Raw genomic sequence first — 24,398 nt, 5'->3', positions numbered from 1 at the left:
ATAGCGTTAAAAATTTCATTGTGAATCAAAAAAACCAATAGAATAAACCGATTAGGTCCATTCTATTGGTTTGTTCATTCTTCTATTATTTATTCGAAGTTACAGTAAAACGGCTATTTTGATGCTGAGGATTTTCAAGCTCATCCAATACTGCCACTGCATAATCTGCGTAGCTTACATAGCTTTCACCAGCTTCATTTACTAATAAATGATCGACTCCTGTTGTATAGTGACCTGTACGTGGACCTTCTGGATCAAAAAATGCAGATGGACTTAAAAATGTCCAATGGATAGCAGATTGTTGTAGGTCTTGTAGATTTTGTCCTTGATTTTGCGCAGTTGCTAGGAACATAGCTGGGAAATCAGGCGTTTCCATTACACGGATTTGTTTTTCAGGGTCTACAAAAAGACTACCTGCCCCTCCCACAACCAATAATTTTGTATCAATGTCTCGGAAAATTTCGATTAAATGACGACCCGCTTTCACATGTAAATCTTCCTGACCAGCTGGTGCGCCAAACGCATTCACTACTGCATCGAAGTCTTTTACGTCATCCTGTGTTAATTGAAACACGTCTTTTTCTATTACGGGGATAGCTGTTGTTACTTTTGCGGCAGAACGAACGATAGCTGTTACCTCATGACCACGTTGCACCGCTTCCTCTACTATTTTTTGTCCTGCTTTACCTGTTGCACCAATGACAGCAATTTTCATTGTATGTTCCTCCTTAATATATAGTTGTAACCATTTTAGTTACATGTTAGATACAGATAGACCATCTTCGCTTAAGTACGAAGCTGATCTAGCACATCCTGCAAAGTCTGTGCCTGTAGCTGTCCTTCCATTGCCTGCCAAATAGATGTGTACACATCTTCCAAAGTATGTTGGATTTCTCGTCCCACTGCACACGCTGGATTCGGCTCATCATGAATCGCAAAAAGCTGTTCTGGCCCATCGATTGCTTGATAAATTGCTAAAAGTGTTAAATTCTTTGGTTCCACTAAAAGCTCATACCCCGCAACCCCTGAATGTGATAAAAGTAAGCCTGCCTTTTTCAGAACACCAATCATACGTCTTATGACCACTGGATTTGTATTTACACTTCCAGCGATAAAATCGGACGTAAGTAAGCTTTTATCAGATGTTGTAGCAATTAGCGAAAGAATATGGATCGCCACCGAAAATCGACTGTTCACCATATGTATCACCACCTGTTGTAACTATTATAGTTACAGGTAAATAAAAAAGCAAGCACATTGCTTTTCGCTACCTGTTTTTATAGTTCCGTTTCTTGACTTATCTATACATACATTTAGATTTTATTGACATAAATCACTAGTTCCTGCCGTATTTGCCCATTGTCCTCATAAAAATCTAAATTATGAAATTCATATTTAAAATGACCTACTGGAAAAGTCACGCTTTCCCCCTGTGCTGCCGCAAGTATACCTGCCACGTCGTGTGATACCATGTGCAATAATTCATCACCCGTGACTGAATCTATAAAGATTACGTTCATAAAAAAACACCTCCTCAGCCATTATAGCTTAGAAGGCGCTTACATTTATAGTCTTTCTTTATAGCCTTTAATACGGATTTCTTCAATCACTTGCATCATGTCGAAAAGTTGTTGCCGGGATAAATTGGAGGTATTAGCGTCCTGCGCTTGTTGCTCGGAAACCTTTTTTCGTTCTAGATGATCGGACTGTTGCTCATTTTCTTCTACTTCCGGAAGGACCATTGTTTTCTTCACAACTTTCACCTCTACCATAAATTTGACCGACTACCCATTCCAAATAATGCTAACAATCCCACAATTACTATAATCAACTTCCTAGCTATCAGTCATCCAACTACTAGCCTATTTAGCAAAACATATAATTTGACCTAGTTATAGTGCCAAAAAAAACAGCAACCAAAATGGCTGCTGTTTATGTTAGACGGCAATCGGAGCCTTAATAGCGGGATGTGGATCATACCCCTCGATTGATAAATCCTCAAGCTCGATATCAAAAATCGATGCTTTATTTGGATTGATGTGTAACGTCGGTAGTTCCTTTGGCTCCCGAGCAAGCTGTTCTTTTACTTGTTCCACATGGTTCGCATAAATATGCGCGTCCCCAATGCTATGAATAAATTCGCCTACCTCTAATCCACACTCATGTGCAATCAAATGTGTTAACAATGCATACGAAGCTATATTAAAAGGACAGCCTAATAAAGTGTCCAAGCTTCTTTGCATGAGCTGACAGCTTAATTTGCCATTAGATACATAAAATTGGAACATGACATGACATGGTGGCAATGCGGCTTTACTGCCCTTCGCACCTGCATTGATAACATCCTCTGGGTTCCACGCATTGACGATAATACGGCGTGAATCTGGATTATGCTTGATTTGATGAATGACATCCTGCAACTGGTCGATACTTTCCCCAGTAGAAGTTGTCCAATGCCGCCATTGCTTGCCATAGACATTGCCAAGCTCTCCGTATTTTTGAGCAAAGTCATCATCTGCTAAGACACGCTCACAAAATAAGGCTAACTCTTGCTGATACAATGTATTAAATGCGTCATCCACTAAACAACGTCGACCAAAATCAGTCATATCTGGTCCTGTATAGTCATCTGATTCAACCCATTTTTTAAATGCCCATTCATCCCAAATATGATTATTATGTTGCAATAGATAACGGATATTCGTATCCCCTTTAATGAACCATAATAATTCGCTCGCGACAAGCTTAAAAGGTACGCGCTTTGTCGTTAAAAGAGGAAATCCTTTACTTAAATCAAAACGCATTTGATAACCAAAGACGCTATATGTACCCGTCCCAGTTCGATCCTCTTTTTTCGTGCCATTTTCTAATATATGTTGTAGTAAATTTAAGTACGCCATTTCTGGATGCGTCATTTTTCTTCAACAGCTCCTTCCAGTTTGCTGTTGACCATTATACCATTTCATCACGTATTTTCGTATGAAGAAATTATTTCATTAGAAGCCAGAATGGGAGGAAGTGTTCTTCAGCTCTCTTGAAATTTCACTCTCTGTTGTGACAAAGAAGGTAGGAAGCAAGATGATATTTAATAAAACAGGTCCAACAATAACTAATAAATCGATGCCAGGACTAAAATAAAGACCGAATGCCGTAATCAAGCCCGAAAGTACAAGGAATACAATTTGCGCAACAATAATCATGATTGGCAATGATTGGTACATATAATTTAGTTTACGGAACTGATGTAAATTGGCCGGATTGTTGATGACTTTCCTTTTTAATCGTCTCGATAAAATAAAACAAGCTAGCAATTGGACTACCATAAAACTAAAATAGATGACCGCGTAAAGGATAAATGGACGTTTCTGAATCGTACCATCAAAATGACCTACTCTTTGGTTCAATAAATCATTCACGGCTCCTTCATAAACATATTGACGTTCACTTAAAAAAGTAAAAGGCTCCATAAAACCGAGCGCTGTCCAATCCTTCGTGTTCACCGTCCAATTCGATAACTTACTCGCTAAAATTTTCAATTGAATCGGATCTTGCTCTCCAAACATCCCTACCAAAATACTATAGGGAATGGCAACTTTTAGCTGCCCATCTTGCTTTTCTTGGAATAAATCCTGAATGTAAAAAGTATAGGAAACATCCGATTTATTCGTATCGTAGCGAGCTTCTTCAATTTCCCAATGACTGGCTAAAGATGCTTGTATACCATTTCTCATCTCCGTATAGGGTATATCTTTATGTAATCTCTTTGGAATTTTATAAACAAAATGGTTATCACTACCGATTAGACAAATTTCAACCTCGACTTTATCTTCATGAACCATTTTAGCCTTCGTGGTCAATGGGATCATAATCAAAGCGATTAAGAAAAAAAGAATTAGTGTTAAAACGCCTTTTTTCACGTCACCGTCCCCCTTTTCGTCATAATTATTAAACTTACACTATCATAGCCATGTCCGAAAAAACTATTTCGTCATTCCGAAAACGCAATAGTGGTTTTCCGAAAGCCTCTATTTCGGTATTCCAAATTTATCAATAATTAGCGATAATATATAGGAGTTTATTATCATCTAGCAAACAGAGGTTTCAAAATGAAAAAATGGACATATTGTATTTTTCTTACCTATTTAATGCTCGGCATTTACGTATTAGCGATTGCCATAAAAACACCGTTTATTAGTCTCACCCTTGATACAACAAATGGGCAAGCAGCTATTATGGATAGCTACTACACTTCATGGGCTCATCAAAAAAATATCGAACGGGGTGATATTGTACTAGCTATTGATGGGCAGCCAGCTTTGGAAAATCGCTCTGTGCGATTGTTCTCACTGATTAGAAGTGCTAAACAATTAACTATCCAAAAGACTGATGGGACTATTCAAACAATTGATGTGAAGCATATTGATATGCCAGAAGAATTATATTTGCAAATTCTATTCCCGATCTTTTATTTTCTTTTAGCTTTCGGTGTGGCCATTTATTTATGGCAACGCAATAAAGATAACCCTCCGACATTTTTATTGACTTTATTTTTGTTAACCTGTTCGTTGGCCTATATTAGTACAGGGGCATCGGCAAGGGGCAATCTTATTGGCCAGATTGTGATTGGCCTATGTATTATTTTATGCATGGTACTATTCATTCATTTTTTACAGCACTTTTTCCGTTACCTTCAAATCAAATGGGCTTATATTGACAGCAAATGGCTTTATTTTTCATCATTGGTCATCCCAGGTTGTTACTTTCTGGAAGGTTTTATACCTTCATTCCGAGAGATTACTCCTCTCCTAAACTTAGGTATATTCGCAATCCTTGTGCTGTACGCTATTTATATTTTATTAACAAGTTATTTGCGCACAAAATTAGCTAAAATTCGGTTGATTGCCATAGCCTTTATCATTCCATTTTTGCCATTCCTGATCTTTTTCGTGACACCTGAAATTTTAGGTAATAAGCCGTTATTACATGCTGATATCGCCGCGTTATTTTTATTATTTATTCCTTTTTCATTTCTGTTCATCCAAGTGAATGAACGATTATTTGATATTGAATACCAATTATCACGATTACGTTATTATTCGACACTGGCGTTTTTCAGTGCCCTTCTACTGACAACAGGTATTGCCCTTTTGTTTATGGGTCAATTATCTGTAGTCCATGTTACAAGTATTTTTTTACTAGTTTTCATGGTGATGATGGCTAGTTTTTATATTAAGGAACGTATTGATTTTAAGTATCGAAAAATTATTTTTTCTTCTACTGGAAATTATGTACATAATTTATATGCCGCCGTGCAACGTATGGGCAAGGCTAAAAATCAACAAGAATTACTGGAACGCTTTAAGTTTGAAATTACTGAAAAATTAGGCACGACAGCCTTTCTTATAAGAACGGTCACAGAGGATACACCAGCTCCCATGCTCGGAAGCTACTACACAAAATTGCTGCTGCATGATGCAGGTGACGAAAAAATAATGTTAGAAATAAAGCATACGCTACAAAAGGAAGAATTATTATGGCTAGAGCTACTCGCACTTTATGTTTCAATGTCTATTAATAATTTACAGCAAATTGAAGATTTAGTACTCGAAGTTCAACATATGAAAAACACCAGTGATACACCGCTTCCTTGGCTTGATAAACTATTATGGAATATTATTGAGAAGGAAAAGAGTATTTTAGCTCAGGAACTACATGATACGATTTTGCAGGAGCAGCTACATTTAGCAAGAGAACTCGATGTCCTTGCTGGCACTCCTATTATTCAAAGGGACACCATTTTGGATATTCGTGAACAGCTCCTGAATGCCACAAAGGATCTACGAGAGTATTGTGAGAATTTAAGTCCACCATTACTCGATACTTTCGGCTTACAAATAGCCCTAAAAAAATTAATACAAAAGGTAAAAATACGGGCTGACTTTTTAGTAAGCTCTCAAATTGAACGAGTGGAATTTCAGGATGCCACACTCCATCTAGTCGTCTATCGCCTAGTTCAGGAGCTATTAAATAATGCGATTAAACACGCTAATGCTACAGAAGTTTCACTAACTCTACGAGCGATACCTCAAGGCTTTATTCTACAATATGAAGATAATGGAGTAGGCTGTGATATTGAGGATTTAATTCAGTCCTCAGCTTCCATGGGCATTAATGGAATTCGTGAGCGTGTCCGTGCCTTTAACGGGGACATCACCATCCAATCTAGACACAATGAAGGAATGCATATTTTTATTCAAATACAAGAGGACGGGGATTCATATGATGAACATACTTATTATAGATGACCATCCTGTCGTTTTAGATGGTACAAAAACATTGTTACAGGATTTAGTCAATGTCCAGATTGAAACAGAGCAGGATAGTGCAGCAGTTTTACTAAGAATGGATACGGAAGCCTTTCAGTTATTTCTCATTGATATTAATATGAAACCGATCAACGGTATCCAACTAGCAGAAATGATCAAGAAAAAACAACCAGAGGCCCTCATTATTCTCTATACAGGCTACGAGCTTGCCGATTATTATGAGCTATTAATTGAGAAAAAGATTGATGGTTTATTATCAAAACTAGCTACAAAAGAGCAAGTCATCCAAACGATTCAAGCAGCTCTACGTGGCGAAATATTACTGGCAGCAGACTTCTTAGATTTTGTCCAGCAACGATCCAATTTGCCGAATACCCAGCAGGAAGTATTACTCAGCGATAAAGAACAGGAAATTTTACAGCTCGTAGCTCAAGGCTGTACAAATAAAGCCATTGCGTCTGCTATCGGTGTGACCCAAAGAACCGTAGAGAATTATTTATCGAAACTATTCGTTAAATTAAACGTTGAATCTCGTGCAGAGGCAGTAATTGTAGCAAAGGAAAAAGCATGGATTAACTAATGCTAGAAGAACATTTCATTACTAATAGATTACAATTGTAAATTTTTTCTTACTAAAAACGGAATTTACTGGATATACAAACAATTCTGTACTATAATAAAGCTAATAATTACATTACTTCATTGCTACGATTAAAAACTTGTATTCAAAGGTAATACAGCTTTTGAATCCGCTTTTTATATGTATTGAAGAAATTGATTGTTGAATTTTTTTGGGAGGGTGTTTACATGACACAAGGGACAGTAAAATGGTTTAACGCAGAAAAAGGTTTTGGCTTCATTGCAGTTGAAGGTGGCAATGATGTATTCGTACATTTCTCAGCTATCCAAACAGATGGCTTCAAAACTTTAGAAGAGGGCCAAAAAGTTGAATTCGGCGTAGAAGAAGGCAACCGCGGACCTCAAGCAACGAATGTAGTGAAAATATAATATTCACCAAACATAGACGAGCAAATGAAAAAAGAGACATCCATTTTGAAGATGTCTCTTTTTTTATGTCCTCGCAGCAAGACTTATGATGGCAATATACAACGGATATCCCCAAAGCATGACCAACAGAATAAGCCCTTGCACAGGTACTGGCATATCTCCTCGATCGGAAATGGGAAACAGGTAGGTAAAAACCATTGTGAAAATCACAGTATACGGTAACCATAGAATCATTGTTGCATAAATCCAGCGGCGATGCCCAAGCCACGTAACGGTGAGCTTATATATAAATATCGTCGCTACGCTAAGGCCTACTAATTGAACAATAAGCAAGAAAAGATCCAAATTGTCAGCTGTCCAGCCTGTAAGTCGTAGTAATCGATAATAATTGAGTTGTAATGTCATACATATAAAGAAAATCCAACCGTACAGCAGACTAACAATATTCAATTTTAGAAAAAAGGACATGGTCATCGATTTTTCCCTTTCATTATATGGCTTCGCTTGAATAAGTTGAAGGCGTCCTTTCTATCTAAATGCGTTGTTCCTTCGGCATCAAATGGCAAATGGTCCCTACGCATAAGAATGCAAGCCTGCAATCACTAGATTAACAAACACCTGATTAAACACGATGATACTGAAGCCAATGATGGCAAGCCAGGCTGTTTTCTCCCCTTCCCAGCCTTTGGATAAGCGGAAATGGAGAAAGGCTGCATAGAATAAAAAAGTAATTAGCGCCCAAACCTCTTTAGGGTCCCATCCCCAATACCGGCTCCAAGCTATTTGTGCCCAAATCATGGCAAATAACAGCCCACCTAATGCAAATAGTGGGAAGCCAATGACAACTGCTCGATAGGAGATTTCATCCATTAATTGTGGCTGAACCCGACTTGTCCATGGCTTTAATGTAGCACTCACCGATTTTCTTGTAGCCAGACGAATGGCAACATATAAGACCGTACCAATCATAAATGCCCAGACAATCGAATTTAACTTTTTAGCATCTATTTTATTTGTTATTTCGATTAAACCAGCAGAATCACCATTTTCTGTGACTGCTCCTTTATTCACGATTAAGGGTTTCATGGAATAGACTGCTTTTTCTGATTGACCTTGAACATTCTCGAATTGTACTTGTAGGTCATCCGCTGTTAGGCTGAAAAAAGTCGAAATGCCGATAAATCCAATTACGACAACTAAGCAATACAAGACAAATTCTAACGAATATGTACGTATGGATCTTTTGGAAACATCCAATGTGCTTAATAAAAATATTAATCCAGTGGCAAAGGATACCGATAGAATCGCACTGGAAAAAGCGACGGTCATCACATGTATCGTTAACCAGTGACTCTGCAAGGAAGGTACGAGTGGTGACACTTCTTTCGCAAAAACGCTTCCATAGCCAAGAATGATTAATGACACAGGAATTGTAAATAAGCCCACAACAAGCTGCTTGTATAAAAAATGGATGATGAGATAACTCCCTGTGAGCATGATGCCAAAGAACGTCATAAATTCATACATATTGCTGACGGGTGCATGCTCTACAGCTACCCATCTCACCACGAAATAAACGAGTTGCAGGACAAAGGCTGCATAAGTAAGAAGTATACCTAGCTTGCCAAACATCTTCCCTTTCGATTTGACGGCAAGCCCTAATGGCACAATCGCAATCAGTAGTAGAATGAAGGCAATAAATAAGGAATTGCTACTAAAGGATAATAAGGTTTCTTGATTCAACTAAATCCCTCCAACGTCTTTTAATACGGAATTTGCTTCCAAATAATAAGAACGCTACAGATGACAAGAAGTGCCATATTTTCCTTTTAATTTTTTAATTTTTAAAAATTGTTACATTTTTATGGCAATAAAGGAAGAGGAACAAGATAATCGTAAGACATTTGACGATCTCTTGGTTATCTGGAGAAACGGTCATACTCTGACTAACCCCTAAGTAAAAGACATTCATCATTCCATGAAATAGCAACAGGCACAATGGATTGACCTACTTCTCGAATGATTGAAAGCACGATGGATAACACAAAAAGGAGCAACAAATACGCAGGTATTCCAACAGCTGGCATCATATAGGGCTTATATAGTACAACTATAGGTAGATGCCATAAAGACCACCCTACTCCAGTAAGGGTAGCGGTCGACCAAAAGCTATAGCGTTGCCGCAAATATACATGAAAGTTGCCTCGCCAGACGACTACTTCTAGTAAAGCCAAGCCTGTACTAATGGTGAGCCCTATTAGTAATAACATACTCAGTTGAGATGGGGTGATGATGAGAAAAGATGGATGATGCGTCAAGTAAAAATAACTATGTACTAGGAGACCTAACAAAAAAGGGATGAAAATACTGGCTAGGAGCCATGACCATTTAGGCTTTGTGAAGGAAAAAGTTGATAGGATGGGTAGCTTGGTGAAAATCTTTTGAACAATAATCACTGATAGTAGTGGGATGATCATGGTAACAAAAAATGCTCTTCCATGCTCTAGGAAAGTCAGAAAATAATGGGTCAAAACTGTGAGGCTATATATACAAAACATCGTCCTGAGTAGAACATAATTTTTCATTAGTTTCCTCCTCAAAAAACAAACCATATATTTGTTAATATATGGAATTTAATCGTTATTAAATGATGGCATGCCTCTATCTACATCTTACAAAAAATCGGATTATAAGTCTATTTCTTTTTCGTCTCGCATGGGAAAATAAGAGTGCGCACAAATGACATAACGTTATGTTTCACAAGCTGGAGGTTATAATGAAACAAAATATTTATGACAACCCTGAATTTTTCCATCAATACAAGGCATTACGGCAAAGACCATCTAATTATAATCGCTTATTAGAGCAGCCTACCATGAAATCATTACTGCCCTCTTTAACGAATTTAGAAATGCTCGATATTGGCTGTGGCATGGGTGACTTCGCCCAATACTGTATCCAACACCACGCCAAGCATGTGACTGCTTTGGACGTTTCAAGTAATATGCTGTCCATCGCTCAGTCAGAAAATGCACATCCACAAATTGATTATCAGCTTCAAGCAATTGAGGATTATGAAGCATCCGCCAATCGTTTTGATTGTATAACAAGCTCACTTTCGCTTCATTATGTTAAAAATTTTGAGGCAGTCATTAGACAAATTGCCCAAATGCTACGTCCAGACGGCGTTTTTATTTTCTCCGTGGAGCATCCGATTGCTACTGCTCGCCGAACGAAGGAGGGTAATTGGATTTACGATGAACAAGGTAAACGGCTACACTATGCAATGGATAATTACCAAGAAGAAGGCATAAGACAGCAAACATGGCTGGTAGACGGAGTGGTCAAATATCATCGCACTATTGCTACAATCATCAATACATTAATCGACCATGGCTTATCGATCGACAAAATGGTTGAACCTCAGCCAAGCGAGGAAGCTATTCAACGGCTTCCTTCTATTGAAAAGGAACTTCGCCGACCATCCTTTTTATTTGTAAAAGCAAAAAAATAAAGGCAAGCCTCACCCTACTACAGTGGTGAGGCTATTTTTACATAAATAATTTCTGGGTCGCCGTCATCCAGATTATTAATAACCCCGCTTTTGACAAACCCTAAGGCTTGAAATACATGTTGCATACTTGTGTTAGATTGATTCGTAGAGGAAAAAACCTTTAACGAATTGCTTGTTTTTACATATGCATTTATTAAGGCAGAGGCGATCCCCTTTCTTCGCGCTGATGGCTTAACAATGACTAAGGAAATAAAGTCATAGCCAAAAAAGTCCTCAGTAGAAATTAAGAATCCTGTAATATCATCAGCAAAATGGTGAAGCAGACAACGTTCCTCCTCGATGGCTTGCTGAATTTCATCACTTCTGGATGCGTTTCCAATCACCTCTTGATCGATTGCACATAGTGTCTGCAAATGCTCCAACCCTGCCACTTTTATATTGCTCAAATTTCCACATCCTTTATATAATAACTCATTACCTTTAGTTCTTCGCCAAAGCCTGTCGCCTGTTTCCCCTCATCTACAAACCCACATTTTATATAGAGTGCCTGTGCTGATACATTTGGGATATTTACGCCTAGTACTAGCTCATTCATCAATGGAAAATGCTGACGAACAAAGTCTGGTAACAATCGGAGAGCTGCCTTTGCATAGCCTTTGCCCTGCTCATGATAATCGGTCGAAAATGAGCGAATTAGTAACGCCCGTTCATTCGAGGAATAAGGCTTCACCCCTTCTTTTTCATGTAACACAAAAAAGGTTACTAGCTTGTCTCCATCGAAAGCTAAAACAGCATGTCTACTGTCATCCTCCTTAGCAAGTTCAATGCTATCCTTTGGCGACTTTGTATAACGAAGCTGCTCCTCTGTAATAGTATATTGATCTACTAACGATTGTGCCTTGTCCTCATAAAACTTCAATGTCAGAGCCATCAAAACTCCTCCTCGTAGAGAGCTGTAAACTCATATTCCCCCTCAACAAGCTGTTGTAAATATTCATCAAATGAAGAGGCGATGACCTCAAAGCTATCGGGATCATGGACATATCGAACCACTTGCCCCATTTTTCCGCCTTCAGCTGGCGAAAAATCAAGATACAAACTGGATGTTCCTCCATTATTCATGCAATCTGCAAAGCATAATCGTTCGTTTAACGGTACATGCATATTTATCCTTTTATCTATGTCCACATACTCTAAAAAGTCCTGATAACGCTCAAAAATCGTTTCACGCTGATTTTGAGCATCTGCTAGTATTTGCTCAACTGCCTTTAAATAATACGGATAATCCCCCAAATCGGAACCTAGTACAAGCACACTAATGTTTTCTTGTCCATGCTTACAATGGTAAGTACCGTTGACATCCTGTAGTAGTTCAATGAAGGATTGCGGACTTTGTGGAAATATTTCTAGTAAGCTTTCAATTTGTGCATCTGTGGCACCATTTGCTTTCTGTAATTGTTGTTGCTCCTCTTGCGGTAAATATTGTAGTAAATTCTTAAAATAGGCTGTATGCACGGCTATTCCTTCCTCTCTTAAAAAATATTCCCCTAAATTGGTAGACATGGTACAATTTAAGCACTCAAACTAAAGGAGTTGTGCCTATGAGTGCGAAAATGGCAGTAGACGTTAAAGCTTCGCTATCAATCTAGGGGTTGTAACGATACTTGCAGCCCTTATTAAAGGGAGAATCATAGATGGATCATTATTTAAAAACATTTTTAACGGGTCAATCCATTACTTTACAGCAAATGGCCCCCGCTGACTTAGAATCATTCGTAGCCATTGAAAGTGAGACAAAAACTTTACTACTAGCTAATGATGAAATTCCCTTCCCCCAAACGATGGAGGACCATTCCGCGTTCTTTCACTCTATCAGTGGAAAAAAAGATGAATTCTTCTTTGGTATTTATGAAAAAGCGACTCACCAACTGATTGGTTCCTGTGGTGTTTTTGCTGTTAACTGGCAAAATAGCACTTGCTCTGTGGGCATTTCAATTGGACAGCAATGGCAAGGAAAAGGCTATGGCACGGATGCTATGAAAACACTCATTGAATTCATTTTCCAATACATGGCCATTCAAAAAATCAAACTGCAAGTATTCAGCTTTAATCCTGCAGCTATTCGCTCCTATGAAAAATGCGGCTTCACGAAGGAAGGGCATTTACGAAATGAAATATTCCGCTTCGGCACCTTCCATGACCTCATAGTATTTGGCTTATTACGTTCGGAATGGAACCAAGTCAAATAGTAAATGTCCCCAGGGGAGATACATAAATCGTGTCTTCTTTGGGGTTCTTTCTTTACATCAACTCGACTGGGTTTTAACGAATCCATTCACGTAGCTATCCAACTGCCTCAATCATCGTCCTTTACATGGACCCTCCCATAAGACCATCACTAGCTGTCTATCAGCCCTTTTGCCATACTCGCTCCACTTCTAATAAAGTCAGCTCACGGAAAGATAATCGGTAGATATCAGGCATAGACAGCGTTTGCCAAAATACATAATCATACTGTGAATCAAAGGATTGCATCATCAGCACCATTATATTGCCATGTGTACCAATAACAATGCTGTCATGGGGGTGAGAAAGAATGATAGTTTGTAGGCTCTGTACAGCCCGTGACATTGCCTGCTGATTGGACTCTCCACCAGCCCATGCAAAACTAGGCTCTTCCCAAACTCGTTGTAGTGCTTCCTGAAAATTTTCTATCGCTCCATTGGCAAGCTGTCGTTCCTTTAGTGCATCCACAATTTGAATTGGTACATCATGATACTTAGCAATACCCTGTACTGTTTGAATGGCTCTTTTATAAGGACTCGAATAGATTGCATCGATGCGTTGATCGTTAAATAAAGATGTCACTCGTTCTACATCCCTAATTCCTTTTAATGATAGTGGACGATGATATTCATCCTCGGAATAATCGGCATGTGCATGTCTCACAAAATATAATTCTGTCATTCTTGTCTCCTCCACTCATCATTCGCCGAATCAAGGTAAATGAAATTACCATGCAAAAATCGCCTGCTATCCACAGTAATTTCCAAATAAACATGCATATCAGAATTGCGCGTTTTATTAAAGCTATTCGTCATTACATCAAACAAGCCAATTCACTTCAAGTTGTTGCTCAAACAATTCTTTTATTGCGTATTCGTGATTACTATATGTAATGGCCTATAATGCATCCAGCGAGACAGCATTTACTCAATTATTTTCAACGTAGTAATAATATTAATTTAAGAAAAGCTGATAAGTTTCATATTTTAGTAAAGGTATTCCAACGGATGGTTCCCATGTGAGAGCTCCTCCACTTCACATGCTGCTCGTTTATTTGGAAAAGTAGCGACAACAAAGTTACTCTTTCATACCCCTTCTATTATTCCATTAATTTCAAAAATTCTCAATAATTCTCCACACTCAATGAAATGTCCCCATTTCTAAACAACATTAAAGCTTATTTGATAAAATGTGACAAGATACGAATAACGCCATAAATTGTTGGAAAATTCAATATCAAACAACAACTTTTTTCATAGTATAAATGGTTTAAGGCCACTCTTTTTCTCACTTAATTTTTTCTAAATTGAAACACGAAAACAACCCTAACAGCTCAACAGTTAGGGTTAATATACTTAATTTTTATGAAATAAATGGATATTATAATAAATCCTTTTAACTAAACAATGAAAAATGTTTGTTTTTCGCATAACAGGATGAAGGTCCCTATCTGTGACTAAATTACGAATTTGAGTTACGATACACAATATGACATTTTTTTTAATATAAGTGATATACAATGAAAAAGTTGAATCGAGGTCATAAGAAATTAATTTTATGAATAAGGATAAAAAATTAGGAGGAAAATATCTTGGTAAACTTATTGCTTAAACAATTCTTGAAGGCGGAAATTGAGATCAAACGTAGAATTATGTATAAAAAAGCAAAGGATCTTGGTTTCACTCATCCGGCTGTAGTAGATTACAGTCAAGAATTGGACGTCCTACTAAATAGATATTTAAAACAAGCACAAGCTTCCTAATCATAACGAGGCATATAATAGAAGAAAGTATAGATATGGGTAAAGCCAGACCTGAATTCTGGCTGGTTTTATCTTTGCATTCGGCTAGCCAACCTCTACATGTATAGATCCAAAAAAAGTAGGCGATGTTTTTGATAAGAAGACATCTGGAGGTTGAATAATGCATGTATTCATCTTAACTTTTATGGTTGTTTCCAAAATATTATTGCCACCCCAACATTCAGTAGACCATACGGCACCCACACTTTGCACACCAACTGAAATAAATACACTATATCAATATCCAAACAACCAATTTCAATCGTTTCGTGATGAGGACGAATTTTATCAGCAGCTTAATCGTACAATTTACGAGGAATATCCCCATGCGTCATGGAATATTCGGCAAAAAATGGCCTTTAGAGATATAGCAGAGGCGACAGAAAATTTTTATTTACAAACCAATAGTAAACAAGAAATAATAGACCTCTCTCAACATACTTTTGTTCATCCCAATCGACAAGTTTATTTTTTAGCATCTTTTCAGCACAATACCGATGAGACCTATCGAAAATTTCTAGTCATCGACGCTGAAACACAAACAGTATTACTTGGTCAATCCCAATTCCAAGAGAGGACCAAGGACCTTTAATTCATTGTATGCATCGCAACTAGATTCTAGTAGTCATTTCAAAAAAATAGAAATTTTTTTTAAAAAGCTTGCCTTGAATAGTAGATCTATTCAAAGCAAGCTTTCTTTTATAAGCTCTTTAGTTTGATGGCTTCTGTCATTTCCTCTATTAATTGTGATATGGAATATTCAACAGTGGCTTGTTGTCCATGTCTACGGACAGACACATTTTGATGGGCAGTCTCTCGATCCCCGATAACAAGGATATACGGTATTTTATGCAATTGTGCCTCCCGAATCTTTTTACCGAGCTTTTCCTGACGATCGTCAAGTTGCACCCGAATTTGTTCATGTTGTAGGGCTTTTACTACTTGCTTAGCATAGTCTTGATGTGCATCCGCCACTGCAATGACTTGCACTTGTTGCGGTGCAAGCCAAATCGGGAACGCCCCTCCAAAATGCTCAATGAGAATACCTAGGAAACGATCAATGGAACCAAACACCGCACGATGGATGACAACAGGTCGAACTTTTTCATTGTGTTCATTAATGTATGTTAAATCGAATTTCTCAGGTAGCTGGAAATCGAGTTGTACTGTGGCACACTGATGACTTCGTTGGATGGCATCTTTAATATGAATGTCGATTTTCGGCCCGTAAAAAGCCCCATCCCCCTCATTAATCGTATAGTCGATGCCTAAATTTGTCAGCACATTTTCAAGCGCCTCTTCTGCCTGATCCCATAACGACAATTCTCCCATATAGTCATCTGGACGTGTCGATAGTTCTACCGAATATTGGAAACCAAATACATTGTACACCTCATCTATTATTTTTAGAGCCAATGCAATTTCATTTTCAATTTGCTGCGGTGTTGCAAAAATATGTGCATCATCCTGACAAAATGACCTAACGCGTAACAATCCATTCAGCGCACCGCTAAATTCATGGCGATGCACTTGCCCGAATTCTGCCATTCGTATTGGTAAATCTCTGTAAGAATGTAGGCTATTTTTGAAGATGAGCATATGTCCTGGACAGTTCATTGGCTTTAAGGCAAAGCTTTGATCATCCACCTGTGTAAAGTACATATTGTCTTTATAGTGATCCCAATGACCTGACTGTTCCCATAAACGCTGATTCATCATTAGAGGTGTCCGTACTTCTCGATAGTCATATTTTGCTTGTAAATTTCGCAAATAGGATTCCAGCTCATTCCGTAAAATTTGACCATTTGCTAAATAAAAGGGCATTCCCGGCGCTTCCTCTGAAAACATAAACAACGAAAGTTCCTTGCCTAGTTTACGGTGATTTCGCTTTTCTGCTTCGTCTAAAAACACGAAGTATTGTTGAAGTTCTTCTTTTGTTGCAAAGGCAACCCCATAAATACGTTGTAGCATTTGATTGTCGCTATCGCCTCGCCAATACGCACCCGATACATGCATTAATTGGAAGTGTTGTAATTTCCCCGTAGACGGAACATGGGAACCTCGACATAAATCATAAAATTCACCCTGCTCATAAATCGTCACGGTTTCATCAGCGGGAATAGACTCCAACAGTTCCAGCTTTAACGCATCATGAGCAAAAAGCTCCTTAGCTTCATTCCTCGAAACCTCTCGTCGCTTGATTTGTACATTTTCCCGCACAATTTGTTTCATCGTTTTTTCAATTTGTTGTAAATCACTTAGTGCCAGTGTATCCGCAATGTCTATATCATAATAAAAGCCGTTTTCAATCACGGGTCCTACCCCAAACTGTGCATGGGGGTATAGACGTTTGACAGCCTGTGCTAATAAATGGGCCGTTGAATGACGAATAACTTCAATTCCTTCCTTAGAGCTAGCATCATACAATGTAATTTGAGCATCTTCCATAATCGGGCGCGTCAAATCAACGATGGTTCCATTGACACTCCCCGCTACTGCCTTTTTGCGAAGCTCAGGACGAATCGCTTGGGCAATTTCGGTTAGTGTCACGCCTTTTGTAAATGCTTGCTGTTGACCATCTGGAAATTGAATGTGAATAACTTGATTTGACATGTTCTCGACTCCTTTAATTTTTATCAATTTTGCTATGGTGTGTCATAGAAGTCCTAATTGTGACTACAATTTGAAAAACTATGGACCTGCCAAAGACTTGATCCTCATTCAGCTTTTAGAATGGGGACCAAAATAAAAAAACACATATCCGCCCCTACATAGGGACGAGTATGTGTTCATTACCCGTGGTTCCACCCAAATTCCCACTAGTAAATAGACTAGTGGCTCATTGATTTTGCCGTAACGTTGCAAAAGACGGTGCAAGTTTCCAAGCACAGCTCCAAGGTAGTAAGAAGGGATCACAACATTAGGAAGCTTGCAGCGAAGGCCTCCCTCTCTGAAAATGGTTGATCGAATCTCTTGTCCTTATCATGGCTCATTTCATTTTTGCATGAAATTGTTAATTACTATAACGAATTCTGTTTTTTTTGTCAAACCTTGAAATAAAAAAATCGTCTGTTTCAATGACCACGGTTGTTCTGGTCAAAATTCGTAACGCTTACATTTATTTCAACTTACATACATAACGCGTCATACACGATATCCCTATAACAAATGAAACAATGAGCCCAAAAGTTCTGTATCGAATTATTATTATCCATTAATGATTCTTTATTTCTAAAGACTCATTTTCAGATAGCCATTGCATATGAATAATTGGCTTAGCATTCCGTTTAAAAAACTTCTCACTTTCTTTTTTCGTAAATGAATAATACCCCTCTTTATTTAACTGCACATCCATTATATTTTGGGATTCCTTTTCCCCTTCAATGGTGATTTGTAAGGGCCCTAAATCATCCTTCTCATCAAGATAATATAAGCGTAATCCTTGATCAGAATTACTATGGTAGATCGCTTTCCAATGCTCACTCTTAGCGATATAATGCACTTCCTGCTCAGGACTCTGACAGGCTGTTAACAGAAGTAGTAAAACAATTGGCACTATCCATTTCTTCATATTTTATTCCCCCTAACAATGCATGGTGACAGTCAATCCTGTTGGTTTTTCTTCAAACACATCTTTGTATTCTGTAAAAATAAAGCTGAGTCCTTGTATGTCATCTGGTAATGGTGGCGTCACTACATATCTATTACTTTCATATCCATCTGAACCACATGCACCTGTATGGCGGCATTCATAATTCTGGTCTATAAATAACCCTAAATAATGGCGATTTGATCTTTGATGAATATCTTGATAGGAATCTTCCTCATAATCCCAGTCAATCAAAAGCTGTACAACACTTGCATTTTCGTATTGGCGAACATAAGAAATCGTATAGATTCGATCTCCCACTCCCTGCGATTGTAATACCGGAATATATTGACGAAATCCGACTGGCTCGACACGTGATTGATAGTATTTTTCTGATTTAATCACACTGAAAATCATGGTTAAAAATTTGTCATCGAAACCATATTTTTGCGCCCATTCCTTCATCATTTCATCTGTTGGGCTATCTTTTGTATGAGCAGAGAGCTCTTTCCGTTGAAATAAGAGTGCACATATTTGCTCATCTATTGCCAATCGTTTTTGGTGTATGCTTGGCATTTCGTTCATCTACATCCTCCTCTATCCTACAAGTCCCTCTTCTTTCTATACGTTATTCCCCTCATTTAGTTCCATAATCAGCCTAATTTTACTTTTTAGCACTAATAAAAAAAGCTACCCTATTTGGATAGCTTTTTTCGAGTTAATTGATAACAACTTCATTATGCCAGCTAGTGGAATCTGATAATTGATATGTAATCATATTGGCTGTGACGGCAAGGATGACACCTGCTCTAGATGATCTATGGGAAATATCGGGATTTTCCAATACAAGAACAGCGTACCCTTCACCTCGCCCTTGATCATCGATTGCATTGGGTGCATGAATCTCAAAGGTTGAGTAGGACTGATTTTTTGTTGCATAAAGTAATCGCTCCTCACGATACACACCATTTTCCTTTAGATTATAGCTAACAGGCATCCACCCATCAGACCATTCAACACTGCCAAGGATTTGACGTTTCCTACTAGCAAGTTTGCCGATAGAATACGTAAAATATATTTTCATTATCGCTTGATCTAATTCATTTTTTCCTTCTGAGGTGGCTGTTACTTCAAGCATAATTTCATTCTTCGATAACTTTTTCATTAACACTAAAGCCACAGTGATAACACAGATAAATAGTACTATACCCATTATGATAATTGCCATTAGGTCCCTCCTAGTATCACGATTGCTATTACTATAATATTACCATGATTTAGGAGGAATTAGTGCTTTTCAGCAAACAATCTTAAGAAATGACACAGGCATAAATGATAAGACAAAATTAGCGTATCGTCTGTCTATTGACCTTGTTGAAGTTCCGCGGTTAGGGTAAAAGGTATGCGTAAATATTCATATTGAATCTTCACCTTTTTGATGTCGGCTGCTTTGACTTGAACCGCGTAATGCTGTGGCTGCTTGCCAATTGCTTGTTGATCTATGTATGAACGAGGTAAAACTTTAACTTGCGTTAATTTATGAAATGACATATTGGTATTTCCCTCTAGTTTTGTTTCGACCTCAAATGGTTCAGACTTACTAATGACCAGCTCAGCACTATCAGGAAGTTTTTCATTAACAAGTAGTTGCGTAAGCTTAATTTCACGTAATCCTTTGTTTTCAATCGCAATGATCTTGACCGCTTCATTGCCCTGCTTACTTGTGTAACTTTGAATGACAAGCGGTGGATTACTCTTAAGATAAATCATAAATGCGGCGCCCACCACAAGCACACTTAGTAATAAGGCAAATACTATTTTTTTCATATGTTCCCTCTCTTTCCACTTTCTCAGTATAACAAAAAACAACCTGACTTTTTAGAAGTCAAGCTGTTTTTGTAGTCGTAATTCATCTCGTATCGCAATGCCATCATTGCCGATAAATGGGATGGAAGGCTTATAGGCTCTTGCCTTTTCCACCGCATTAGGCAAGATTTCGATGAAGTAATATCCCCTTTTTTGATAAAACTTTAGGGCATGTAAATTATCATTCGTTGTAATAAGAGTAATGCTTGTACAACCGTTATCAAAAGCTATTTGTTCTACTGCTTGTACAAGCGCTGAACCGATACCTTTGCCTTCTTGAAGACTATCGAGAGAAATGATTTCACAGTCTTGCTTACGAATAATGTAAGTAACAAGTCCTATCATCTCTTGACGGTCATTGACAAAAGCGAAGCCCTCTAATTGACTACAGTCATAAACGCCACTTGAAATGACCATTTCTGTAGTTCCCCAATGCTCCTTAAAAAAATGAAGCACATTTTGTTGTGGTAATTGTTGAATTTCAATGATTGTCATGTCTGAACTCCTCGTTACATGGATAGATGAAAAACACCAGCAATGGTCTTTTGAATGCCTAAGAAAACTGCCCAGGAAAGAATACCTAGACCAATAGCAAAGACAATATGAATAGAGGATTTCATCGCCATGTAAATAACAAACAGCATGCACATGGTTGCCGGTAAACCTACAATGACACCAACTGTAAAGCGTTGAATATGCTCGCTCGATTCACTTTGCACCGTCAGCCAAATGATACTTAAAATACTCACTAAAGGTAATGCCGCAATAATTCCTCCATAGGAAGGAAATCTTCGTGCCACTTCTGTGACGACACCAATAATTGCTGCCGAGCTAAGAATTTTAAACAATGTATACATTATTTCGCCACCTCACTTAGACGTCGGAATGCCTGTAGGATGGTCTGTTGTTCCTGTTCTGTTAGCTTATTAAGTGCATGCTTGAGCTTCTCTTCATCTAATTCTGAGTTTTTCTTCAGTATTTGTAAGCCCTCTATTGTCAAATGAAGAATAACCTTACGTTGATCGTCACTCGCACGTTCTTTTGTCACCCAGGCATGTCGCTCTAGTTTTTTCACATGCTCTGACGCTGTATTAGGAGAAATATTTAATAACCCTGCAATATCGCGTACTGTTACCTCTTCTTCCTTTTGAATCATCTGTAAAATCCGCACACTTTGGTGAGAAATCACATCTTCATGTGTTGTATGTAGATGATAAAATATCGTAGTAAAATACTCATTTATATTTGTAATCATGTTGGTACCCCTTTTATATATCGTTGAATACGATTATATCGTAAATTACGATACATTCAAAGTACTCCCCATAAAGTTTATATTTTCAGATAGTTTACTAAAGCAAAAATGGCAATTGGAGGCTATGAGAAGAACCAACTTAGAAAGTTTGATGATTCACGTTAACAAAAATATGCTATTTCATTTTCATAAAAATTTAATTTTTTGCGCATCTTGCTAAATATCATCGATTGCTACTTGTAGACATGGATGTTCTACAGTATTATTACTCTATTCTGAATTTAATTGAGGGCAATCTATGTTATACTTTCTGTATTTTTTAGTAGGCGGCACCATCATGGTGTTAGCGTTACTAAGCCCATCCAACTAATTATTTCTCTCAGGTGTCATTACTGCCCTGCCGATTTTGACATTGATTAACATGGGCATGCAAATGAAAAATATGAAAGCATCTACCTTTCATACAGTCCTACAAAACACCGTGCTCGGAGCGATCGGCATGCTGTTATTTACTGTACTGGTCTTCCTCTTAACGAACTGGTTTAAGCCTGGTACTTCGGTAATGAGTGCGCTAGCTGTTTATGCTTTCTGGCAAATATATTTTATCGATGTTCGCCTAACAAGCAAAAGGAGCTATCTTTTGACAGCTCCTTCGCATTATTTACATTAGCCCTATCTGTCATAGACTAACTTTTGATGATTCTCACATAAATACCCTTCTTATTTTTTTAAATCGCATGGGTATTTATTTCTTTTACATTGACGATATACCAAACAGCCAGCTCCTGCTTGATGAATTCCGTTTAATCGTTGAACAGGCGATGACTGAATAAGTTCCTCTAGCACACCATCTATTTTGAATTCTCCATATAAAACGTCTTGATTGAGCATTTATCTATCTACCTCAGTACAATTCGATATTACAAAAACACCACCACAATGCGAGATTGGGTAAAATTGTAGCTGACAACGATCCTGCAGGCTAATTTTTAGCTCCTCATGGACAAAATAAAACTCATCATCATCCCAATAGCCTTTGCTAGCCTGACGGCATTGTTCTAGCTGCCCTCTTGTTTGAAAGGCAACATCGCCTATTAAAATTTTACCATCGGGTGTTAGTTGCTGTAATAATTGCTTGATATACGTAACCTTCTGCTCATCAGTAAAATGATGTAGGGCATACGTACTAACAATCGCATTATATTGATTGTTCATCAGTGTTGTAGGTAGACCATTCGATAAATCCCATTCGAGTAAGTTAGCCTGTGGCATTTTTGCCTGTGCAATAGCCATCATCTTCGAAGAAAAATCAAAACCATCGATCTTGTGCCCATGCTCATAAAGTTTAGCTGTTAAAACACCTGTCCCAAAGCCAATATCTAATACAGTCGATGCCGGAACTTGCATGACCTCATTAAAAATTTTATTTAAAATGTCTTTATAGCCCGCAAATGGGTATTGCTTATTTTCTTCACTAAGTTGAACGGTTTGGTCATAGCCATCCGCCCAGAGATCAAAACCTTGTTGATTTAATAGCATAGTGCCTCCTAAATTGAATAAATTCTCCAAGCATTGTTTCGTTGACTATTCACTTTCTGTGTCATCACAATTCCTCCTTTATGAACCAATTCATTCAATTATAGCAATCTTTTATCTATCGAACAATTCAGAAAATACATAGGGCAATAAGCAAATATTATACTTTTGTTGAATTTCTCTAAGCTCTTGTTCAGCTGTAGATACTTCTTCCTGTGCTACTAGCTCATGCACATTAACACTCTGTCCGAATGCAAAACTTCATACTGAAAATGAAGCTACTGCTACTAATAGTGGTTTTCTCGTAATGTAAACCATTAATAATTTACAAAATATTACATTTTTTTTCTTTTTTATGATACAATAATTATATTGGGTAGTTAAAAAGGAGGTGGCTAATGCAAGTTACAAATAAAAAGGGGTTATTATGGATTAGCATTATCATGACTTTATTGTCCGTTTTCTTTGTATCTTATGGAACCAACAAATTTGGAGCCCCTTTTCAATTTATAAGTTACATCGGTGAGAATGAGTTATCATCTACATTTTCTTTATTTATCAAAAATGGTATTACATCAATTCAATTTAATATACTTTATTTTTTTATAGATGTTACACTTATTTACTTTCTTCTTTTTTATGTTAGAAAAATAATTGGTTTATTAAAAATAAGCAAACAATCCTAATTTTTCTCTTAAGAAGCTCTGAATTTCAATACCAATGGGCTGTTATATAGATTTATGAGTATAATAAAATTTACATTAATAAACAATTGTACTTTGATGTGAAAACTAAAACATTCTCATTCAGTCTTCCAAAAAATAAAAAATCGCGCATTATCTTCGTGCCTGAATTATTTAAGGTATATTCGATCTCAACTATATAAATTTACATGGTCTTAGATATAACTTCGCTCCATATGCCATCGTTAATGAAGTATGTTTCAAAGGCAATTGAGTCATATGCATGTTTAAATACTTATCACCACTTCACCGGTCATTTGACTATTGAAAAACAAGCGTAACATTTGATAAAATTAAAAAATCAAGATAATTCACTTTTTAGACTAAAAATAAAAAACTTATATAAATCAACAATCCTTAAGGGAGGGATCGAAATGTCCGCATTCACTTGTAATGCATGCTCTAGAACGGCTTCTGAGGTCAAAGAGGTCTAAATTAAGTTATATCCATAACAGAAATTGAATGATCTCTTAG

At 37.5% G+C, this 24,398-nt stretch carries 31 protein-coding genes and 1 pseudogene; 9 read left to right on the top strand and 23 right to left on the bottom strand.

Annotated features, from left to right (window positions below; all coding sequences use genetic code 11):
- Positions 1-85: 85 nt before the first annotated feature.
- The 6 genes from AC1Q6O_RS09115 to AC1Q6O_RS09090 form a co-directional block, all read right to left on the bottom strand.
- Complete coding sequence (locus AC1Q6O_RS09115) at positions 86-715, bottom strand: NAD(P)-dependent oxidoreductase (protein WP_008174856.1); 630 nt, start codon at positions 713-715, stop codon at positions 86-88.
- 71 nt (positions 716-786) lie between these two features.
- The gene (locus AC1Q6O_RS09110; RefSeq protein ID WP_171364804.1) at positions 787-1,200 is read right to left on the bottom strand and encodes an Rrf2 family transcriptional regulator; all 414 of its coding nucleotides are present in this window, start codon (positions 1,198-1,200) and stop codon (positions 787-789) included.
- A gap of 113 nt (positions 1,201-1,313) precedes the next feature.
- Positions 1,314-1,520 carry a hypothetical protein gene (locus tag AC1Q6O_RS09105; RefSeq protein WP_008174859.1) on the bottom strand — a complete coding sequence of 69 codons (207 nt, stop codon included), beginning with the start codon at positions 1,518-1,520 and terminating at the stop codon, positions 1,314-1,316.
- 45 nt (positions 1,521-1,565) lie between these two features.
- Positions 1,566-1,754 carry a hypothetical protein gene (locus AC1Q6O_RS09100; RefSeq protein WP_164908709.1) on the bottom strand — a complete coding sequence of 63 codons (189 nt, stop codon included), beginning with the start codon at positions 1,752-1,754 and terminating at the stop codon, positions 1,566-1,568.
- A gap of 183 nt (positions 1,755-1,937) precedes the next feature.
- The gene (locus AC1Q6O_RS09095; protein WP_492401058.1) at positions 1,938-2,915 is read right to left on the bottom strand and encodes a thymidylate synthase; all 978 of its coding nucleotides are present in this window, start codon (positions 2,913-2,915) and stop codon (positions 1,938-1,940) included.
- Positions 2,916-2,996: 81 nt separating this feature from the next.
- Complete coding sequence (locus AC1Q6O_RS09090) at positions 2,997-3,917, bottom strand: hypothetical protein (protein WP_089984555.1); 921 nt, start codon at positions 3,915-3,917, stop codon at positions 2,997-2,999.
- Between the two features lie 189 nt (positions 3,918-4,106).
- Here AC1Q6O_RS09090 and AC1Q6O_RS09085 point away from each other — a divergent pair, with 189 nt between their 5' ends.
- The 3 genes from AC1Q6O_RS09085 (at position 4,107) to AC1Q6O_RS09075 (ending at position 7,334) form a co-directional block, all read left to right on the top strand.
- Complete coding sequence (locus AC1Q6O_RS09085; RefSeq protein ID WP_089984557.1) at positions 4,107-6,305, top strand: ATP-binding protein; 2,199 nt, start codon at positions 4,107-4,109, stop codon at positions 6,303-6,305.
- Positions 6,280-6,906 (top strand): response regulator transcription factor, encoded by a 627-nt coding sequence (locus AC1Q6O_RS09080; protein WP_008174867.1) that lies wholly within the window; start codon positions 6,280-6,282, stop codon positions 6,904-6,906. The genes AC1Q6O_RS09085 and AC1Q6O_RS09080 overlap by 26 nt, the downstream gene beginning before the upstream one ends.
- 227 nt (positions 6,907-7,133) lie before the next feature.
- Positions 7,134-7,334 carry a cold-shock protein gene (locus AC1Q6O_RS09075; protein WP_008174868.1) on the top strand — a complete coding sequence of 67 codons (201 nt, stop codon included), beginning with the start codon at positions 7,134-7,136 and terminating at the stop codon, positions 7,332-7,334.
- Positions 7,335-7,397: 63 nt separating this feature from the next.
- On the opposite strand, the gene AC1Q6O_RS09070 is transcribed toward AC1Q6O_RS09075, so the two are convergent.
- The 3 genes from AC1Q6O_RS09070 to AC1Q6O_RS09060 all read right to left on the bottom strand — a co-directional run bounded on the left by AC1Q6O_RS09070 (position 7,398) and on the right by AC1Q6O_RS09060 (position 9,919).
- Positions 7,398-7,739 carry a hypothetical protein gene (locus AC1Q6O_RS09070; protein ID WP_141395383.1) on the bottom strand — a complete coding sequence of 114 codons (342 nt, stop codon included), beginning with the start codon at positions 7,737-7,739 and terminating at the stop codon, positions 7,398-7,400.
- Between the two features lie 168 nt (positions 7,740-7,907).
- The gene (gene ccsB / locus AC1Q6O_RS09065; RefSeq protein WP_008174871.1) at positions 7,908-9,077 is read right to left on the bottom strand and encodes a c-type cytochrome biogenesis protein CcsB; all 1,170 of its coding nucleotides are present in this window, start codon (positions 9,075-9,077) and stop codon (positions 7,908-7,910) included.
- Between the two features lie 203 nt (positions 9,078-9,280).
- Positions 9,281-9,919 carry a CPBP family glutamic-type intramembrane protease gene (locus AC1Q6O_RS09060; protein ID WP_008174873.1) on the bottom strand — a complete coding sequence of 213 codons (639 nt, stop codon included), beginning with the start codon at positions 9,917-9,919 and terminating at the stop codon, positions 9,281-9,283.
- Between the two features lie 191 nt (positions 9,920-10,110).
- Between AC1Q6O_RS09060 and AC1Q6O_RS09055 the strand changes: the two genes are divergently transcribed.
- Positions 10,111-10,848, top strand: a complete 738-nt coding sequence (locus AC1Q6O_RS09055) for a class I SAM-dependent methyltransferase (protein ID WP_107922202.1) — start codon at positions 10,111-10,113, stop codon at positions 10,846-10,848.
- A 17-nt stretch (positions 10,849-10,865) separates the two neighbouring features.
- Here AC1Q6O_RS09055 and AC1Q6O_RS09050 read toward each other — a convergent pair whose 3' ends face one another.
- From AC1Q6O_RS09050 to AC1Q6O_RS09040, 3 genes are read right to left on the bottom strand one after another with little or no spacing between them, the layout of a single operon-like run.
- A complete protein-coding gene (locus AC1Q6O_RS09050) occupies positions 10,866-11,294 on the bottom strand; it encodes a GNAT family N-acetyltransferase (protein WP_008174876.1) in 429 nt (142 codons plus the stop codon).
- Positions 11,291-11,779 (bottom strand): GNAT family N-acetyltransferase, encoded by a 489-nt coding sequence (locus AC1Q6O_RS09045; protein WP_107922200.1) that lies wholly within the window; start codon positions 11,777-11,779, stop codon positions 11,291-11,293. Before AC1Q6O_RS09045 ends, AC1Q6O_RS09050 begins: the two co-directional genes overlap by 4 nt.
- Positions 11,779-12,411, bottom strand: coding sequence for an SMI1/KNR4 family protein (locus AC1Q6O_RS09040; RefSeq protein ID WP_107922199.1), 633 nt, complete (start codon positions 12,409-12,411; stop codon positions 11,779-11,781). Before AC1Q6O_RS09040 ends, AC1Q6O_RS09045 begins: the two co-directional genes overlap by 1 nt.
- Positions 12,412-12,542: 131 nt before the next feature.
- Between AC1Q6O_RS09040 and AC1Q6O_RS09035 the strand changes: the two genes are divergently transcribed.
- Positions 12,543-13,097, top strand: a complete 555-nt coding sequence (locus tag AC1Q6O_RS09035) for a GNAT family N-acetyltransferase (protein WP_008174882.1) — start codon at positions 12,543-12,545, stop codon at positions 13,095-13,097.
- A 160-nt stretch (positions 13,098-13,257) separates the two neighbouring features.
- Here AC1Q6O_RS09035 and AC1Q6O_RS09030 read toward each other — a convergent pair whose 3' ends face one another.
- On the bottom strand, positions 13,258-13,815 hold the full coding sequence (locus AC1Q6O_RS09030) for a histidine phosphatase family protein (RefSeq protein WP_492401057.1): 558 nt from the start codon (positions 13,813-13,815) through the stop codon (positions 13,258-13,260).
- A 910-nt stretch (positions 13,816-14,725) separates the two neighbouring features.
- Here AC1Q6O_RS09030 and AC1Q6O_RS09025 point away from each other — a divergent pair.
- A complete protein-coding gene (locus AC1Q6O_RS09025) occupies positions 14,726-14,896 on the top strand; it encodes an aspartyl-phosphate phosphatase Spo0E family protein (protein WP_025117185.1) in 171 nt (56 codons plus the stop codon).
- Between the two features lie 160 nt (positions 14,897-15,056).
- Entirely contained in the window at positions 15,057-15,527 is a 471-nt protein-coding gene (locus AC1Q6O_RS09020; RefSeq protein WP_043989840.1) for a hypothetical protein, read from the top strand.
- Positions 15,528-15,634: 107 nt separating this feature from the next.
- Here the strand turns inward: AC1Q6O_RS09020 and thrS are convergent, their stop codons facing one another.
- The 8 genes from thrS to AC1Q6O_RS08980 form a co-directional block, all read right to left on the bottom strand.
- Positions 15,635-17,548 (bottom strand): threonine--tRNA ligase, encoded by a 1,914-nt coding sequence (gene thrS, locus AC1Q6O_RS09015; protein WP_008174893.1) that lies wholly within the window; start codon positions 17,546-17,548, stop codon positions 15,635-15,637.
- A gap of 601 nt (positions 17,549-18,149) precedes the next feature.
- Positions 18,150-18,506, bottom strand: coding sequence for a lipoprotein (locus AC1Q6O_RS09010; protein ID WP_008174895.1), 357 nt, complete (start codon positions 18,504-18,506; stop codon positions 18,150-18,152).
- Positions 18,507-18,518: 12 nt separating this feature from the next.
- Positions 18,519-19,109: a hypothetical protein gene (locus AC1Q6O_RS09005; protein WP_239355085.1), complete on the bottom strand. Its 591-nt coding sequence runs from the start codon at positions 19,107-19,109 to the stop codon at positions 18,519-18,521.
- 133 nt (positions 19,110-19,242) lie between these two features.
- Complete coding sequence (locus tag AC1Q6O_RS09000) at positions 19,243-19,752, bottom strand: hypothetical protein (protein WP_008174898.1); 510 nt, start codon at positions 19,750-19,752, stop codon at positions 19,243-19,245.
- A 134-nt stretch (positions 19,753-19,886) separates the two neighbouring features.
- Positions 19,887-20,294, bottom strand: a complete 408-nt coding sequence (locus tag AC1Q6O_RS08995; RefSeq protein ID WP_239355084.1) for a hypothetical protein — start codon at positions 20,292-20,294, stop codon at positions 19,887-19,889.
- Positions 20,295-20,402: 108 nt separating this feature from the next.
- Positions 20,403-20,885, bottom strand: coding sequence for a GNAT family N-acetyltransferase (locus AC1Q6O_RS08990; protein WP_008174901.1), 483 nt, complete (start codon positions 20,883-20,885; stop codon positions 20,403-20,405).
- A 14-nt stretch (positions 20,886-20,899) separates the two neighbouring features.
- Positions 20,900-21,247, bottom strand: coding sequence for a DUF3147 family protein (locus AC1Q6O_RS08985; protein WP_239355083.1), 348 nt, complete (start codon positions 21,245-21,247; stop codon positions 20,900-20,902).
- Positions 21,247-21,645: a MarR family winged helix-turn-helix transcriptional regulator gene (locus AC1Q6O_RS08980; protein ID WP_239355082.1), complete on the bottom strand. Its 399-nt coding sequence runs from the start codon at positions 21,643-21,645 to the stop codon at positions 21,247-21,249. The genes AC1Q6O_RS08985 and AC1Q6O_RS08980 overlap by 1 nt, the downstream gene beginning before the upstream one ends.
- A 433-nt stretch (positions 21,646-22,078) precedes the next feature.
- On the opposite strand from AC1Q6O_RS08980, the gene AC1Q6O_RS08975 reads away from it, so the two are divergent.
- Complete coding sequence (locus tag AC1Q6O_RS08975; protein ID WP_175487096.1) at positions 22,079-22,315, top strand: hypothetical protein; 237 nt, start codon at positions 22,079-22,081, stop codon at positions 22,313-22,315.
- Between the two features lie 98 nt (positions 22,316-22,413).
- Here the strand turns inward: AC1Q6O_RS08975 and AC1Q6O_RS08970 are convergent.
- Positions 22,414-22,536 (bottom strand): annotated as a pseudogene (locus AC1Q6O_RS08970) (HD domain-containing protein); the annotation flags it as partial.
- The gene (locus AC1Q6O_RS08965) at positions 22,537-23,184 is read right to left on the bottom strand and encodes a class I SAM-dependent methyltransferase (RefSeq protein WP_239355080.1); all 648 of its coding nucleotides are present in this window, start codon (positions 23,182-23,184) and stop codon (positions 22,537-22,539) included. It abuts the pseudogene before it with no gap.
- 395 nt (positions 23,185-23,579) lie between these two features.
- Here AC1Q6O_RS08965 and AC1Q6O_RS08960 point away from each other — a divergent pair, with 395 nt between their 5' ends.
- Positions 23,580-23,867 carry a hypothetical protein gene (locus tag AC1Q6O_RS08960; protein WP_239355079.1) on the top strand — a complete coding sequence of 96 codons (288 nt, stop codon included), beginning with the start codon at positions 23,580-23,582 and terminating at the stop codon, positions 23,865-23,867.
- Positions 23,868-24,398 lie beyond the last annotated feature (531 nt).

The organism is Lysinibacillus sp. GW823-FHT06C08, from assembly GCF_058795135.1.
Note: the sequence above shows the minus strand (reverse complement) of the source record. Positions and strands in the feature narration are given on the sequence as shown.